Genomic DNA, 13,765 nt, shown 5'->3' with positions numbered 1-13,765 from the left:
GCTAGAAGCGCTCGAGTGATGAGGCAATGAACACGATGCACAGTGCCAGCAGGCCAAGTAGCCCGAAGGCATAGTGCAGCGTGACAAAGTGGGCGGTAAAGCCGATCAACGGCGGCCCGAGCAGCATACCGCCATAGCCCAGGGTCGCTACGCTTGCGATGGCGGCACCGGGTGGCATATCAGGGTCGTTGGCCGCGCGCGAAAATGCCAGCGGCATAATGAGCGCGTAGCCGATACCAAGGAAGAAGAAGCCAAGCAGTGCTGCCATGAAGTCGGCGGGAATTACGGCGAGAAGCACGCCGATGGTGGCCGAGCACCCGGCAAAGCGTGCCGCGTTTGCCGGGCCTAGCCGGGAAATCACGCTGCCGCCGATCAAACGCATGATGACCATTGCCAGCGAGAATACGGCGTATCCTATTGCTCCCTGGGCCGTGGTCGCCGATGTGACGGTGACTAGAAACAGCGCACTCCAATCGGCAACGGCGCCTTCGCCGAGTGAGGCACACAGGGCGATAATCCCGACCCAAAGTAGAACACCATGGGGCAGGGGAAAGCGTTTCGCACCTGCCAAGCGCGGCCGCGTTTCAGATTGCCAGCCGATACTCCCAAGCCAGATCATGCTCACGTACATCGCAATACCGATGAGCGAAAAGTGGGTAAGCAGTGACAGTTCCAAGCTGACCGCCATATAGCCCGCCGCGGCACCAATGCCCGCTCCCAGGCTCCACATGGCGTGAAACGATGACATAACCGGCTTTTCGATGAAGCGCTCCGCCTCGCCGGCCCAACTGTTCATAGTGACATCCATAGCACCATGGCCGGCACCAAAGAGAAACAGCGCCGCCGCCGTCAGCCAGAGATTGAAAGCACAAGCGATCAGCACTAGGGCAAGAGTATAGGCGGCGGCAATCGCGAGTGTCGCGCGCGCAGCGCCGAAAGTATCTGAGGCCCTGCCAGCCAATGGAAACGAGATCAGAGCGCCGGAAGCCAGCACGAGCAGCAATAGGCCGAGCTGTACCCCATCCAGGTCGTGGTGCAACGCTACCGTAGGGATGCGCGAAGCCCAGGTGCCGAACAGTCCGCCATTGAGAAAGAACATAGCAGCTACCGCGAGCCAGACTCTGCGTGGACGAGACATGTAGCACCTCCATTGCTGAGTGACCAAATTCCTTCACTTCTACCGGTAAAGCATCAGCAATCTCGGTAACGTGTTTAGTGGTCTTTTACTTCTTGAGCAAAGTGCTTGGCCGGTAGTTTAGGCTTACGCTGCGGGCGTTCTGCCATAATGCACGCCAAGCGCTCAAGCGAGAGTTCCAGGCGCTCAATCAGGCCTTCCAGCAGGACGCGGCGGTCGGCGGGAATATCGCCGTGGGTTGCAATGGCGTCTTCCAGCTGTTTACCCGCTTCACGAATACCTTGCGGCGGGTGGCCGGTGGCGCTGTCTTGAAAACCGACAGCTAATGCACGCAGCACATTTTGATGCGCTTGGCGGATAAGCGGGTGCGGCGCATCGTCAAGCCGGTCGCGCAGGCGCAGCGTGGCGGTGCCTAAATCAAGCCCGGTCAGGCCAAGAATAAACAGATGGCGCTGTTCTTCGGGCAGCATATCGTCGTGCTGGGCCAGGTGCAGAAGACGGTCTGCCATATGGCCGCTAAAGCGGGTTTCAGCATCGCGAATTGAACGTCGTCTAAGCTCGTGTATATCATTGGATATTGCCTTGATCAGACGCCGCCGCCGAAGCCGAGTGCCCAGCCCTGGCAGCAGGCGAAAGCCCATCACTACGCAGGTCAGCCCAATAACCACAGCCACTACCCTGTTAGCAAAACTGTCGAACGAGAAATCCATACCATTGCCGGGCATCGTCAGCAGAATATTGAAGATGGTGAAGGCTAGGCAGTAGCCCATCGTGGCTGGGTTGGTCGCGCCTAATAAGCCTAAAAACAGCGGTGTTCCGAAAATGAGCGCCAACAGTGGAAAGCTATTGGCTTGAGAGAGCAGTACATGGCCAAATAAAAAAGCGCTGGGAATCGCCGCCAGCATGCCCTTGTAAAACATCATGGTAATCGCCACCGGGTTTTCGCGGCTGGCGAAGAAGGCGGAGAACAGTGTGCCCAGCATCATGGCGATCATGGCACTCTGCCAGGCGGTAACAATCCAGAAAACCGCGAGCAGCGAGAACACAATTCCTGAGCGTATCGCATTGATACTCGCGGCGAGGTGATCACGGTGCCAGGCCAGCGGCGATGAGCGCAATTGATAGCGCCCGGGGGAGGCTATCGCTTCGCGGGCGTCAAGCATCACCATGGCGTGGCCAATAGATTCACGTAGCCCTAGACGCAAGCGGCGGTCCAGCGGTGCTAAGGTGGTTTCCTCGTTATTTTCATGTACCACATGGCGTAGCGCCTGAAGCGTTTTTCTGGCTTCAGCAACGCCTTTGTTGTGCTCGGCATCACGAAAACCTCGCGCCACCTGACACGCCAGCTTAAGGCTTTGTGGATCAAGCCGATCGGCATGGTCGTGCATGAGTTGATGGAGCGCCTGTAAGTTGGCGAAAAAGCGCAGCGTGCGTCGCGTCAGTACATGGGTCGCGCGCACGCGACCTGGGCCTGCCGGGCCTTCGAAGCGGGCAGCTTGGCTATCGGATTCAAGTTGGGTTAACGGTCCTAAACTGCCTCGCAGGGCCTTCTGCATTGCAGGGATATCATCGCTTGCCTCTAAGCGCAGAGCGGCATGCTCGAAGGCTTCGTTGATTACGCTATCAGCTTGGGTCGCCAGGTGCGTTCCCACGTGGGATGGCCATAGCAGCGAGCTGACCAGCATTGCGCAGACCGCGCCCAGCCCCAGTTCAGAAAGGCGTGCCACTGCGATATCGAAAATCCCTGCGGGCGTGCTACCGCTGGATATGACCACAATCAGCATGGCGGTCACCGCGGCCATCAGGCAGCCGTAGGTGTAGTTGTTACGCCATAGCGAGCCAACATAGGTACACAGCATGATCCAGCCGGTCAGGGTAATCAGCGCCGGTATACGCGCCTGGGCGAACAAGGCCATGATAACGATGCCCACCACGGCGCCGATAAAGGTGCCGCCAAGCTGGCAGATACCTTTTTCAATCACCATGCCACTCATCGGGCGAACCTGTAGAAACGCCGCCGACATAAGCGCCCAGTAGGGGCGTTCGAGGTCAAACCAGAGCGCCACATAGAGCGCGAGCATCATCGCCAGGGTGGTCTTTATGGCAAATTTAACCGCCGTGGCGTTGGGCATTAGATACGTTTGAACAAACGGCGACATGGTTTACTCAGGCTGGTCGGCAGGGCGGACGCGAACGGTTGCCGTCATGCCTACACTCAGCAGCGTTTCATCGGGAATTTCATCCAGGGCAATACGTACCGGGATGCGCTGCGCCAGGCGTACCCAGTTAAACGTAGGCGAGACCTGGGGCAGAAGCTGCTGGTTCAGGTTGGTGTTGCTGTCGGCGATGCCTCGGCCAATACCCGCTACATGGCCGTTCAGGTGCGTATCGCCGTTCATTAAAACGACATCCACCGGATCGCCCACGTTGATCGTGGATATTTTGGTCTCCTCAAAATACCCCACCACGTAGTAGGAGTTGGCGGCGATCAGCGCCAGTACCGAACTGCCTCGGTTGACGTAGTTGCCTGCCGAAAACTGCACATTAAGCACATGCCCACTTACCGGCGCAGCGATCCGGGTTCTCTCCAGATCAAGCTGGGCGCTTGCCAGATCGGCCTCCGCCTGCTGAAGGTCGGCAGCGGCAATGCGCGAATTCACCTGGGCAACCTGTTGGTCCTCGGCGCTAATCGCCTGGCTATTGCGCAGCTGATTGCGGCGGCCCTCTTCGGCCCGGTTGAGCTCAAGCGTTGCCTGGCGGTGTTCCACCGTTGCCTGGGCTTTATTCACCGCCGCTTGATAGCGCGCATCGTCGATCTCGAACAGAGTATCGCCTTGAGCAACATAATCGGTATCGGCCACGTTAAGGGTACGTACCCAGCCGGAGACATCGGGGGCAATGGTGATCACCTCAGCATGCACACGGGCGTCGCGCGTCCAAGGCGTATAAAGGTAGTAGCGCCATAGCCAGGTGCCAGCGGCAATAGCAATTGCGACTATAACCAAGGTAAGCAGAATGCGAAGCGAAGGGCGCATTAAGGGCTCTCAAGAAGAATGGTAAAAATGAAGGTGGTGGATGCTGTGAAAATGATAAAAAGAGAAATATCGAACCATGCCTCGTACCACAGCGCAGTCTGCCCGACTATCCAATGGAGCAATGAGCGGGTCACCAGAGTGGCGATAAACCCAATCAATGCGTAAATCAGCAATGGGCTGAGATAAATGCCGCCAAAAGTGATTTCTTGAAGACCCATAACACCCTTAACGTGGCCAGAAGTCATGTAAAGAGACAAAAGTTTAGTGGGTTATTTGCTAGATACTCGATGTTTCGCTCTCTTTATAGCATAGAGAGCTTAAACGAATTTTGCCTTATAAGTGGACGAAGCGAGAGCAGAGTCGCCTACACGGCTTGGTGGTTTTTTACGTCTGAAGTCAGTATTTAGAAAGGTAGTACTTTCTTAATTAGATAAATTAGAACTATTCTTTAGTATTAACATCGTAATAACTCACTGTCAGTCAGGTAGTTGGAGACTATTGTGCTGATCAAAAAGAAGAAAGCTCGATCCCATGCCGAAGACCGCTATCTAGCACTGGTGCTGGCGACAGCTGCGGGTATCCTCAATGCCATGGCGCTGGGCGCCTTTGGTTTTCTTCCATCCCATATGAGTGGCAACGTCTCACTAATACCGAGTGAAGTGGCCAACTCCGACACGTATGGTTTTCTATTTCTGGCCACCCTGCTCATCGCCTTCGTAATGGGGGGTATGCTTGCCCGCATGGCCGTCATCGCGGGTCAAAAAATCAGAACCATCTTCTGCCTGATTCTTCTGGCGGAAGGCGTGGCACTGACTGCGGTGTCGCTGCTTCAAGTTCTGCTGTACTCGACACACTCCAACTCGGAAGTACTGATAACGCTGGGCTTCTTGATGGGAGTGCATAACTCGACCTCAACGCAGCTGTCCAATGGTCGAGTAAGATCGACTCACGTGACCGGCACACTGACGGACGCGGGCATCGCGCTAGGTTCGTTTTTGTCATCATTCGTGTCACGCGATGGATCGCTCGACCGGCGCTTTTTCCAAAAGCAGTTACACACCCATTTAACGACGATTTTTTCATTTCTAACCGGATGTGCTGTCGGGTTGGTGTTGTTCGATTTATTCGGCTTCAAGGCGATGCTGGGAGTAGGCGCTTTTTTGATCATCGTTGCCGCAAGCGCTATTGCCATTACGGTGCGTACTGCAAGCAAGTGGACGGTCGTCAGAAGAGCATGACACGATTACGCCCACCCCACGGGGTAGGCTTTTGGGCCTCCTAGTACTGGTTAACGCTCCCGCCCCAGGCTCTGTACCGTCAGGTCCAGCGCCTTGTACATATCCAGCCGTGCTCATAACCGCTCATAGCGATGCCGGAGCGCACCAGCGAATCGATTTTCTTTCCCCTTATTAGCTGAACTGAACATGAATATGCCGGGTCGAACCGACGCCTGCCGTGGGCCGTGGCGGGGGAGGACGTCGCCTTGCGTCATTGATAAGCGTAAGCTGTAATTTGTTTTTTCATCTTCACTGACATGGATATTTCAGTATTACCTGCTAACAGTTGGTGTAGAACTTTAGGCCCCAGGATGGATAAGGCAATTATGAAAGCACAAAGCGTGTGGCCTGCATGGATAGTACTGGTCGTAATGCTCGCATTTTCCAGCGTATGTCTGGCGCAAGCGCAGAATGAAGAGAGCGAGGATGCCCGCTGGTTCACGGTTGACGAGTTAAACCCAGGGCTGGGTGAAGCGCCCGAGGATATGAGTCTGTCAACGCCGCGTGAGGCGATGCGCAATTTTTTGCAGCTGACAGAGGAAGAGGAGTTTGCGGCGGCGGCGCATGTGCTCAACCTTTCTGCCTTTGAGGATAGCGAGCAGCAGGAACGCGGTGCGCAATTAGCCAAGCAACTGGCTGAAGTGTTCCGGCGCGGTGAGTGGTTAAACGCCTCTGACCTTTCCGGGCGCCAGGATGCAGCCATTGAAGACCCAACAGGGCAAAACCCAAGGGCGGGTGAGCCGCGCCGGGATATTGAGGTGGCATCGCTCAAAGCCAAAGGCGAAGCCTACGATATTCGATTGGGCCGATATAGGGTGGAAGATCAAGACCCTATCTGGCTTGTTATGCCGGACAGCGTTTCGGCAATCCCAACGCTTTATGAAGAGTATGGCCCCTCCATGCTGGAGGAGCATATTCCCGAGGATTTGAAAACCTCGGTAGGGCTGCTCAACCTCTGGGAATGGATCGCCATCCCTCTGTTTGTACTGATAATCGCTTTAGTGGGGTGGGGGATATACAGCTTTGTCGGGTTAATCGCGCGTTGGCTACCCTCTGGCCCGCAAAGTATTTTTGCGGCGCGAATCAAAAGTCCGGTATCACTGATTACCATGTCGCTGGTCGCTCAGGTGCTGCTTGATTACGTGGTGTCCTTTTCAGCCGTTGCAACCACTACCTTTCGGGTCATGCTGATCGCGGTGTTGGCTTGGGGGGCGGGCACGATTGCGCTGCGCCTGGTGGATACCATCATGCTACGCATGACGCGCCGATTGGTCGGCGAAATTGACGATACCAAGCCCAAGGATGAGCGCAAGTTACTGACCACTCTGTACGCATTACGCAGAGGCATCATTTTATTAACCGTCGTTGCCGTTTCTATTTATGTGCTTAGCCAAATCCAGCTGTTTGAAACCCTGGGACTCTCTATTCTGGCATCTGCCAGCGTGCTGGCCGTTCTTGTGGGTATTGCGGGTCAGGCTGTGCTGGGCAATATTCTCGCTTCTTTTCAGCTTTCACTTGCCAAGCCCATTCGGATTGGCGATCTGGTGATATTCGAAGGGCAGTGGTGCTATGTAGAGGGCATTTTTTACACGTTCATCAGTTTGAGAGTGTGGGATGATCGGCGGTTGATCGTGCCGGTTACCTACTTTACCTCCAAACCCTTTGAAAACCTCTCGGTTAAAAGTGCCAAGATGTACCGAAGCTTGGAGCTGATTCTTCACCTAAGCGCCGATATTTCACTTATCAGAGAAAAGTTTCTGGAGTATGCCAAGGAAGAGGACGCAATTGTCGAGCACCACAAGTTGCTTTGCTACGTCACGGGGCAAACCGCAACGGCGCAAACGGTTACCTGTTATCTGATGGCATCGGAACCGCTTGCGGGCTGGGCAGCGGAAATGACGGTTCGTGAACGGTTAATGGCGTTTATTCGCGATAATCACCCCGAGTGGTGGCCGCGTGAAGTGGTGGTGATTAGCAACCATGATGTTGCTAAAGGCGAACCGATGACAAGCAGCGTTCAGGCATCGAGCGATAAAGAGAGCAAATCGCGAGCGGAGGATGAAAAACGTTTGGATGAAACGGCGCCTTCTTCAGATAACGAAGATACGGCTGAGACAGAAAGCGCAGAAACGCATGAACGCCGGAACGAGAATGTAGAAAAAGAACAGAGCGAACCTTTGGCGGAGAAAGATGGCGCTGGTGATGAAGAGCAAAGCACCGATAAAGAGAGCGACGAAGCTGTCAGGCAAGATGACACTACAGATAAAGCTAACGACCAAAAGGCGGAGAAACCCCGGTATAGGGTAAGGCCTTCGCAGAATGAATAGTGGCTAGAGCGATAGCCATCCTGGCAATACGACTAGAAAGCGCGGCCACCCGCTGGCTTGGGTAAATAAGCTCAGCGGGTGGTTAAATGCCGATTTGGAGAAGCCGCGGAAGCGTTCTTCGTCATTCATGCAGGTCTTCTCGCTGGACGGTGCATCGTGATGCGCCGTCCAAGAGTGAATCAAACACGGCGTTGGTGAAACAGTAGAAGCTTGCCATTTGCCTCAGAGAGAGGAAAGCGCCTTATTTTTAGCCAGTGTCTCTTGGGCCAGGCGCTTGGCACCGGCAATATCGGGCTTGCCAGAGCCTAGGGTGGGTAACGCATCAACGGTAAGCCAGTGGCTGGGCAACATTATCGGCGAGACGCTGTTTTCCAGCATGCTGGATCTTACCGATTGGGCATCCAGCGGCGTTTCAGAGAGCAGTACAATACGCTCGCCTTTGCTGGCGTCCGGCACGGTGACGGCCATGACGGCGGTATCCGGGTCTGGCAGCACAGCTTTTACCGCTTGCTCGACCGAGGCGAGCCCTACCATTTCTCCGCCAATTTTGGCAAATCGCGAGTAGCGGTCGACGATGGTTAAAAAGCCATCGTCATCCAGATACCCCTTGTCGCCCGTCACGTACCAGCGCTGGCCGTTGATATCACGCAGCGCGCTGGCGGTGCGCTCGGCATCGTGAAGATACCCCTGCATGACTTGTGGGCCACTAATCAGAATCATACCCGCTTCATTGGTGGGCAGTTCTGTAAAGCTTTCTGGATCGACAATCTTGAAGCTAGTGCCCGGCAGCGGCATTCCTACACTACCTACCTTGGCGCCGCGCTGCACCTGCAGGTAGTTGATATCCAGCGCATCGGGAAGGTTAACCGCGGCGACCGGTGCGGTTTCCGTTGCACCGTAGCCCTCAAAAATCAGCTTGTGGAATTTAAGCTGGAAGGCTTCGCGAACGCTGTCGTCGACCTTTTCCGCGCCCGCGACCACCACGCGAAGGCTATCCAGCATGAGCGGGTGAACCTTTGAGCTGCGTGTAAACAGACGCAAAAAGCTTGAGGTACCGCACATGATGGTGGCCCGATGCCGGGCAATCGCCTTGGCGATACCAGCCGCATCGGTGGGGTCTGGGTGACATACCAGTGGCAGACCTTCGATGAGCGGTAGAAACTGGGTCACTGTCAAACCGAAAGCGTGAAAGAGCGGCAGCGAGGCCATCATGACATCGTCATGCTCGGTGTTAAGCGCATCGGACGTCTGCTTGATGTTGGCCATCAAATTATGGTGGCTGAGCATGACGCCCTTGGGCTGGCCTTCGCTGCCGCTTGAAAAGAGGATGGCGGCTGTGGCATTGCCGTTGTGTGAGCGGCAGAAGCATTGGCGCAAGAGCCAGGTGGGCATTAAACGCACCGTCAGCCACATGGAAAGGCGCTCAATACGACTAATAGAGGCTTGCAGCGTTTCCACATAGACTACATGGGTATTGGCTAATAAAGCGTTCACATCAAGCCCGCGCTGGGTAAGCTTCTCCACAAAGCGCTGTGAGGTAAAAACGGTGCTGATCTCAGCCTGCTTTAATGCAAAAGCCAGCGCTTCCTGGCCCGCGGTGTAGTTGAGGTTCACCACCGTTTTACCTGCCAGCAGTGTGGCCATGTTGGCAAGTACGCCTGCGCTGCTGGTAGGCAATAGCAGGCCCACGTTTTGTGCAGGGCTTAGCTTGCGAATCCGCTTGGCCATCAGCAGGCTTGCGGTAAGCGCCATGCCCGCCTTGAGAGGACGGCTCAACGAATCGGCCAAGGCAAGTTCGCCTGGGCGGCGCTTGACGCTGCCAATCCACGCATCGGGCAGTGTTTGTAGATCATCCATGGCATGCTGCCAGGAGCGGGTGGCCTGATCGAAGATGCGCCGTTTAAGTACATCGGCCGGGGTCTCCTTGGGGAGCGGTTCGCCAAAGGCGACAATGACCGAACGGTGTAGCGGCGCGTTGCGTAACACCTTCAGCTTGCTTGAGGAGCGCGAAAATTGGCTGCCCCACAGGCCGCGTAGATAAAACGGCACGATCTTGACGTCGGGGTTGGCCATTTCACATGCCCGCTGATAGCCGCTTCGAAATTCACCTAACTGGCCGGTGCGACTGATCGCACCTTCCGGGAAAAGGCATACCACTTCGCCTGCATTAAGCTGCTCCGCGACGGTTTCCAGCGCTTGGCGTGCGTTACTCCCACGCTCAATGGGGATACAGCCCAGGGCCTTGAAGAAACCGCGCAGGTACCAGCGCTCATAGACGCTTCTCAGCATGACAAAGCGTACCGGGCGTGGGCTTGCGATTTGTACCATAGCCCAATCCACCCAGCTGATATGGTTGCCTAAAAGCAGTACGCCGCCCTGGGAAGGCAGGTTTTCCAGGCCATGAACATCTACACGGTAGTGGCGAGTCAGCAGAAAACTGAGCAGAAAACGCACCAGGCTCTGGGGCAGCTTGATCACGGTGTAAGCGCCGCCCACCAGCGCTACCACTGAAACCAGTACCAGTAGGTAATGACTATCCACACCCGCCAAGGCAAACAGCGCCGTGAGCATTAAAAAGCCCAGCATGGACAGGTTCTGGATCCAGTTGTTGGCGGCCAGCACGGTGCCAAGCTCCTGCTCAGCGGCATGAAACTGGATCAGCGCGTTTAGAGGCACAATAAAAAGCCCGCCCATCAGACCGATAAACACAAAATTAAGCGCCTGGGTAAGCGGCGTAGAAAAAAACGGCAGGCACCAAAGCCCTACAGCCACGCCTAAGGCACCTACAGGAATCAGCCCGGTTTCAATACGGTTATGAGAGAACTTGCTGGCAAGCATGGAGCCAAAAGCGATGCCTACGCCACTGGCGGCCAGAATGCCTTGTAATACCAGCGTGTTATCAATGCTCAGCGCGCTTTTTGCGTAGGCAGGGAAGGCGGCCAGTAGCACTTGGCCCACCGACCAGAAGGTCGCCAGGCCAATAATGGAAAGCCTTAACACTGGCTGACACGCAACGGTACGCAGGTTGTGTTTTAGGGCACGGCCTTTTAGGTAGCGCTCCCAGGTAAGCGGGGTGTTAGGTGATTGCGGGGTATCCAGCGGCAGACGATAAAGTGCCAGCACTTGGATCAGGCTATTAAACACTAGCAGCCAGCCAAGTGGCGCAATTTGGCGTAACAGCTGATCAGGTGACTGGTTACCCGAAGGCGTCCAGGCTTCAAAGAAGGCGGTAAAGACCACCGTGCCTGCCAAAATGGCGCAGATAGTAACGGCCTGTACCAGGCCGTTGGCTTCCCCCAGATGCGACTTGCCGAACAGTGTTTTAACCATGCCGTACTTGGCCGGAGAATAAAAGGCTGACTGGATCGCCAGAAGTAGCGTCATGGAGAAGGCCATCCAGAACCAGCCCTGATAGTAAGCTGCCGTAATACCTAATGAAACCGCCACGGCGGCCCACGCCGAAAAGCGCAGAACGCGTACTTTGGAGTAGGTGTCAGCGGCGTGGCCTGCAGGGCTAAACAGTGCAATGAAGGGGAGCAGGATCAATCCATTTACCAGCGCGGTAAGCACTATCTGGAACGTGCCATCGTAGCTTTTGAAGATCGTATTCTGAATGACGATCTTATGCCCTAAGTCCATAAAGGCATTAAGAAAAATGGCGATGAAATAGGGCCAGGCACCCTTTATGTTTAGCACTCTTTGCATGTTCACTAAGCCTTATAAATCCCTGTAGGTAGTAGCAATTTGTGCATGTCGGGCCTTGGTTGCAACGTTGTTAGGCCGAGTTGTGTTATAGGGGCATTAGATATCGTTATTTGCTACTTTTTGGCACTGTGAGACGATTATCTTCCAAGTTGATCTTTAATTGATACGTTGAAGCACCAACTGTGAGCTCAGGGCAGAACCTATGCCGCCCAGTGGCTTGCGCTGAGCAAAGCCTCCATTAAGTGCCTATTCGCCGAAAAGCACTTTACCTTGGCGCGGCTTGAATGCACATGCGACCGGCTTAACGTCGAGTTCTCCGCCGGGTAGTGGCCAATTTTCGCTAACGCCCCGGCAGCCCCATACAGCAGCTCTTTCAACAGTATATTGCCAACGAGTTCTTTCGCTCGCGTTTTGTCAGCGAGAGCGAAAAGTTGCTGGTTCTTAATGGGCTGCTATCCAGGGCGAGTAACGACAAGTGGCAACAGATCATGCAGCGTCTGGACAAGGAGTTTCACGATCTCTATCAGCGGGAAAACGTGCTGCCCATCACCCGGCGCTTTGGCACTACCTCAATGTTGGCCGTACGCCAGTGGCAGCACGGGGTGTTTAAAGGCAAGGAGCAGCGGTGTGTTAGTACGCTCTGGCGCGGTCAGGTAAACTGCTCACCTTTTATAGTTGCCTTGCTTGCAGAGATTCATTATGACCCGTTACCGCTTCATCAACAGTACTTTCATTTATGAATAACGCTCCGTTCAAAGCACTAGCCTGCCCGCTTGACGGCGACCCGCTCACCCAAGTTGAAGGCACATGGCGCTGTGCGACAGGGCATAGCTTTGATATTGCCAAACAAGGCTATGTGAACCTGCTGCCCGTTCAGCGAAAACGCTCAAACGACCCAGGCGATAGCAAAGCCATGGTGGCTGCTCGGCAGCGTTTTCTGAATGCGGGATATTACCAGCCCATTGCTGAAGCTATTAATCACGCTACCTTAAGCGGCGCACCGGAGAATATGCCGCTTAGCTGCCTGGATGCCGGTTGTGGTGAAGGCTATTACCTTCGCCAGTTGGCCCAAGCAGCGCCTGCTACGGTTTTAATTGAACTAATTGGTTTGGATATTTCCAAATGGGCGGTCATGGCTGCGGCAAAGCAAAGCCGTCAGCAAGACCAGTCGGCCACTTGGGTGGTAGGCAGTAACGCTAACGTGCCCGTGCAGTCTGCCTCGCTGGATAGGCTGTTATGCATGTTCGGTTTCCCCGTGATCAGCGAGTTTGCCAGGGTGCTTAAGCCGGGTGGGATGCTATTACAGGTGGAGGCAGGGTCAAACCATTTGCGCGAGCTGCGCGAAGTTATTTATCCAACGCTTAAGCCTGAACGCAATGATGAGCTGACGGTGCCGGAAGGATTTATGCTGCAAGCAACGGAAACGGTCAGTTACTCGCTCGCGCTTAATGGCAAAGAGGCCATCTCGGATCTATTGGCCATGACCCCCCATCTTTATCGGGCAAGCGCTGAGGGCCGCGAAAGGGCGGCAGCGCTTGAGACACTAGCAGTAAGTGTTGATGTACGGCTAGTTAAATGGATCAAAAGCGAATAGAAGAAGAGGCAGGCAAGTCGTGGTTAGCGACTTGTTTGGGCCTGGCTCAATTTTTGGCAGGCACAAACGCAACAAGGCCCGCCGAGGCGGGCCTTGTCAGTCAGACCCTAAGGTCTGAACAAACACTTAATAGTAAATATTAAGAAGTTTGCTTGATGTTAGAAGCCTGAAGGCCTTTTTTACCCTGGGTAACGTCAAAAGAAACGCTAGCGCCTTCTTGCAGGGTTTTGAAGCCGTCTGACTGAATTTCGGAGAAGTGAGCAAACAGGTCGTCGCTACCGTCGGAAGGAGCAATAAAGCCAAAACCTTTAGTATCGTTGAACCATTTAACTGTGCCAGTTGCCATGAGTAGATCCTTTCGCGCATAAGCGCTGTAATAAAGTTCCTGGTATTACCCAGATTTAAGTAGCGGGTGAAACAAGGAATACAATATCAGTGCTGTCGAAAAAGATCGTACGCTTCTGAAACCATGCTGCTTGCTAACCAACTGACGCTACAGTGTCACGTTTCGCATCGCGCGTCAAAGTGTTTTTGTATTTATTTTCCAGGGCCAGGGCAATATTTCATTCCTGCACACCGGCTGGCTACATATCGAGTGCTAAGTATTTAATATTAATTGCTTAATGGTCGCGCTGGTACATATTGCGTAATACGTTGTAATAGATAGCGCACTTCACCAGCGCGCGTGCAGC

General features: G+C 54.5%; 10 protein-coding genes and 1 pseudogene. 4 read left to right on the top strand and 7 right to left on the bottom strand.

Annotation, left to right across the window (positions count from 1 at the left end):
- Window position 1: 1 nt before the first annotated feature.
- The 4 genes from ELY38_RS01655 to ELY38_RS01640 all read right to left on the bottom strand — a co-directional run bounded on the left by ELY38_RS01655 (window position 2) and on the right by ELY38_RS01640 (window position 4,388).
- Entirely contained in the window at window positions 2-1,138 is a 1,137-nt protein-coding gene (locus ELY38_RS01655; protein WP_127059781.1) for an MFS transporter, read from the bottom strand.
- Window positions 1,139-1,212: 74 nt separating this feature from the next.
- Entirely contained in the window at window positions 1,213-3,294 is a 2,082-nt protein-coding gene (locus ELY38_RS01650) for an FUSC family protein (protein ID WP_127059780.1), read from the bottom strand.
- Window positions 3,295-3,297: 3 nt separating this feature from the next.
- Complete coding sequence (locus tag ELY38_RS01645; protein ID WP_127059779.1) at window positions 3,298-4,170, bottom strand: efflux RND transporter periplasmic adaptor subunit; 873 nt, start codon at window positions 4,168-4,170, stop codon at window positions 3,298-3,300.
- Window positions 4,170-4,388, bottom strand: coding sequence for a DUF1656 domain-containing protein (locus tag ELY38_RS01640; protein ID WP_127059778.1), 219 nt, complete (start codon window positions 4,386-4,388; stop codon window positions 4,170-4,172). Before ELY38_RS01640 ends, ELY38_RS01645 begins: the two co-directional genes overlap by 1 nt.
- Before the next feature lie 282 nt (window positions 4,389-4,670).
- Between ELY38_RS01640 and ELY38_RS01635 the strand changes: the two genes are divergently transcribed.
- On the top strand, window positions 4,671-5,408 hold the full coding sequence (locus ELY38_RS01635; RefSeq protein WP_127059777.1) for a YoaK family protein: 738 nt from the start codon (window positions 4,671-4,673) through the stop codon (window positions 5,406-5,408).
- 365 nt (window positions 5,409-5,773) lie between these two features.
- A pseudogene (locus tag ELY38_RS01630) lies at window positions 5,774-7,462 on the top strand (mechanosensitive ion channel family protein); the annotation flags it as partial.
- A 315-nt stretch (window positions 7,463-7,777) separates the two neighbouring features.
- On the opposite strand, the gene ELY38_RS19500 reads toward ELY38_RS01630, so the two are convergent.
- Together ELY38_RS19500 and ELY38_RS01625 are read right to left on the bottom strand one after the other, a co-directional pair.
- Entirely contained in the window at window positions 7,778-7,903 is a 126-nt protein-coding gene (locus tag ELY38_RS19500) for a hypothetical protein (protein WP_281274305.1), read from the bottom strand.
- 93 nt (window positions 7,904-7,996) lie between these two features.
- Window positions 7,997-11,479, bottom strand: a complete 3,483-nt coding sequence (locus ELY38_RS01625; protein WP_127059775.1) for an acyl-[ACP]--phospholipid O-acyltransferase — start codon at window positions 11,477-11,479, stop codon at window positions 7,997-7,999.
- Between the two features lie 431 nt (window positions 11,480-11,910).
- On the opposite strand from ELY38_RS01625, the gene ELY38_RS19290 reads away from it, so the two are divergent.
- Both ELY38_RS19290 and ELY38_RS01615 read left to right on the top strand, forming a co-directional pair.
- On the top strand, window positions 11,911-12,219 hold the full coding sequence (locus ELY38_RS19290) for a hypothetical protein (protein WP_246009045.1): 309 nt from the start codon (window positions 11,911-11,913) through the stop codon (window positions 12,217-12,219).
- Complete coding sequence (locus ELY38_RS01615) at window positions 12,216-13,073, top strand: putative RNA methyltransferase (protein WP_127059774.1); 858 nt, start codon at window positions 12,216-12,218, stop codon at window positions 13,071-13,073. The genes ELY38_RS19290 and ELY38_RS01615 overlap by 4 nt, the downstream gene beginning before the upstream one ends.
- Before the next feature lie 139 nt (window positions 13,074-13,212).
- On the opposite strand, the gene ELY38_RS01610 is transcribed toward ELY38_RS01615, so the two are convergent.
- Window positions 13,213-13,419, bottom strand: coding sequence for a cold-shock protein (locus ELY38_RS01610; RefSeq protein WP_018917934.1), 207 nt, complete (start codon window positions 13,417-13,419; stop codon window positions 13,213-13,215).
- Window positions 13,420-13,765: the final 346 nt, after the last annotated feature.

The sequence above is a fragment of the Vreelandella nanhaiensis genome, from assembly GCF_003990185.1.
Classification (GTDB): Bacteria; Pseudomonadota; Gammaproteobacteria; order Pseudomonadales; family Halomonadaceae; genus Vreelandella; species Vreelandella nanhaiensis.
Note: the sequence above shows the minus strand (reverse complement) of the source record. Positions and strands in the feature narration are given on the sequence as shown.

Coding starts and splice junctions, on each gene's coding strand:
- ELY38_RS01655 (WP_127059781.1), bottom strand. CDS start 1,138: ATGTCTCGTCCACGCAGAGTCTGGCTCGCGGTAGCTGCTATGTTCTTT.
- ELY38_RS01650 (WP_127059780.1), bottom strand. CDS start 3,294: ATGTCGCCGTTTGTTCAAACGTATCTAATGCCCAACGCCACGGCGGTT.
- ELY38_RS01645 (WP_127059779.1), bottom strand. CDS start 4,170: ATGCGCCCTTCGCTTCGCATTCTGCTTACCTTGGTTATAGTCGCAATT.
- ELY38_RS01640 (WP_127059778.1), bottom strand. CDS start 4,388: ATGGGTCTTCAAGAAATCACTTTTGGCGGCATTTATCTCAGCCCATTG.
- ELY38_RS19500 (WP_281274305.1), bottom strand. CDS start 7,903: ATGAATGACGAAGAACGCTTCCGCGGCTTCTCCAAATCGGCATTTAAC.
- ELY38_RS01625 (WP_127059775.1), bottom strand. CDS start 11,479: ATGCAAAGAGTGCTAAACATAAAGGGTGCCTGGCCCTATTTCATCGCC.
- ELY38_RS01615 (WP_127059774.1), top strand. CDS start 12,216: ATGAATAACGCTCCGTTCAAAGCACTAGCCTGCCCGCTTGACGGCGAC.
- ELY38_RS01610 (WP_018917934.1), bottom strand. CDS start 13,419: ATGGCAACTGGCACAGTTAAATGGTTCAACGATACTAAAGGTTTTGGC.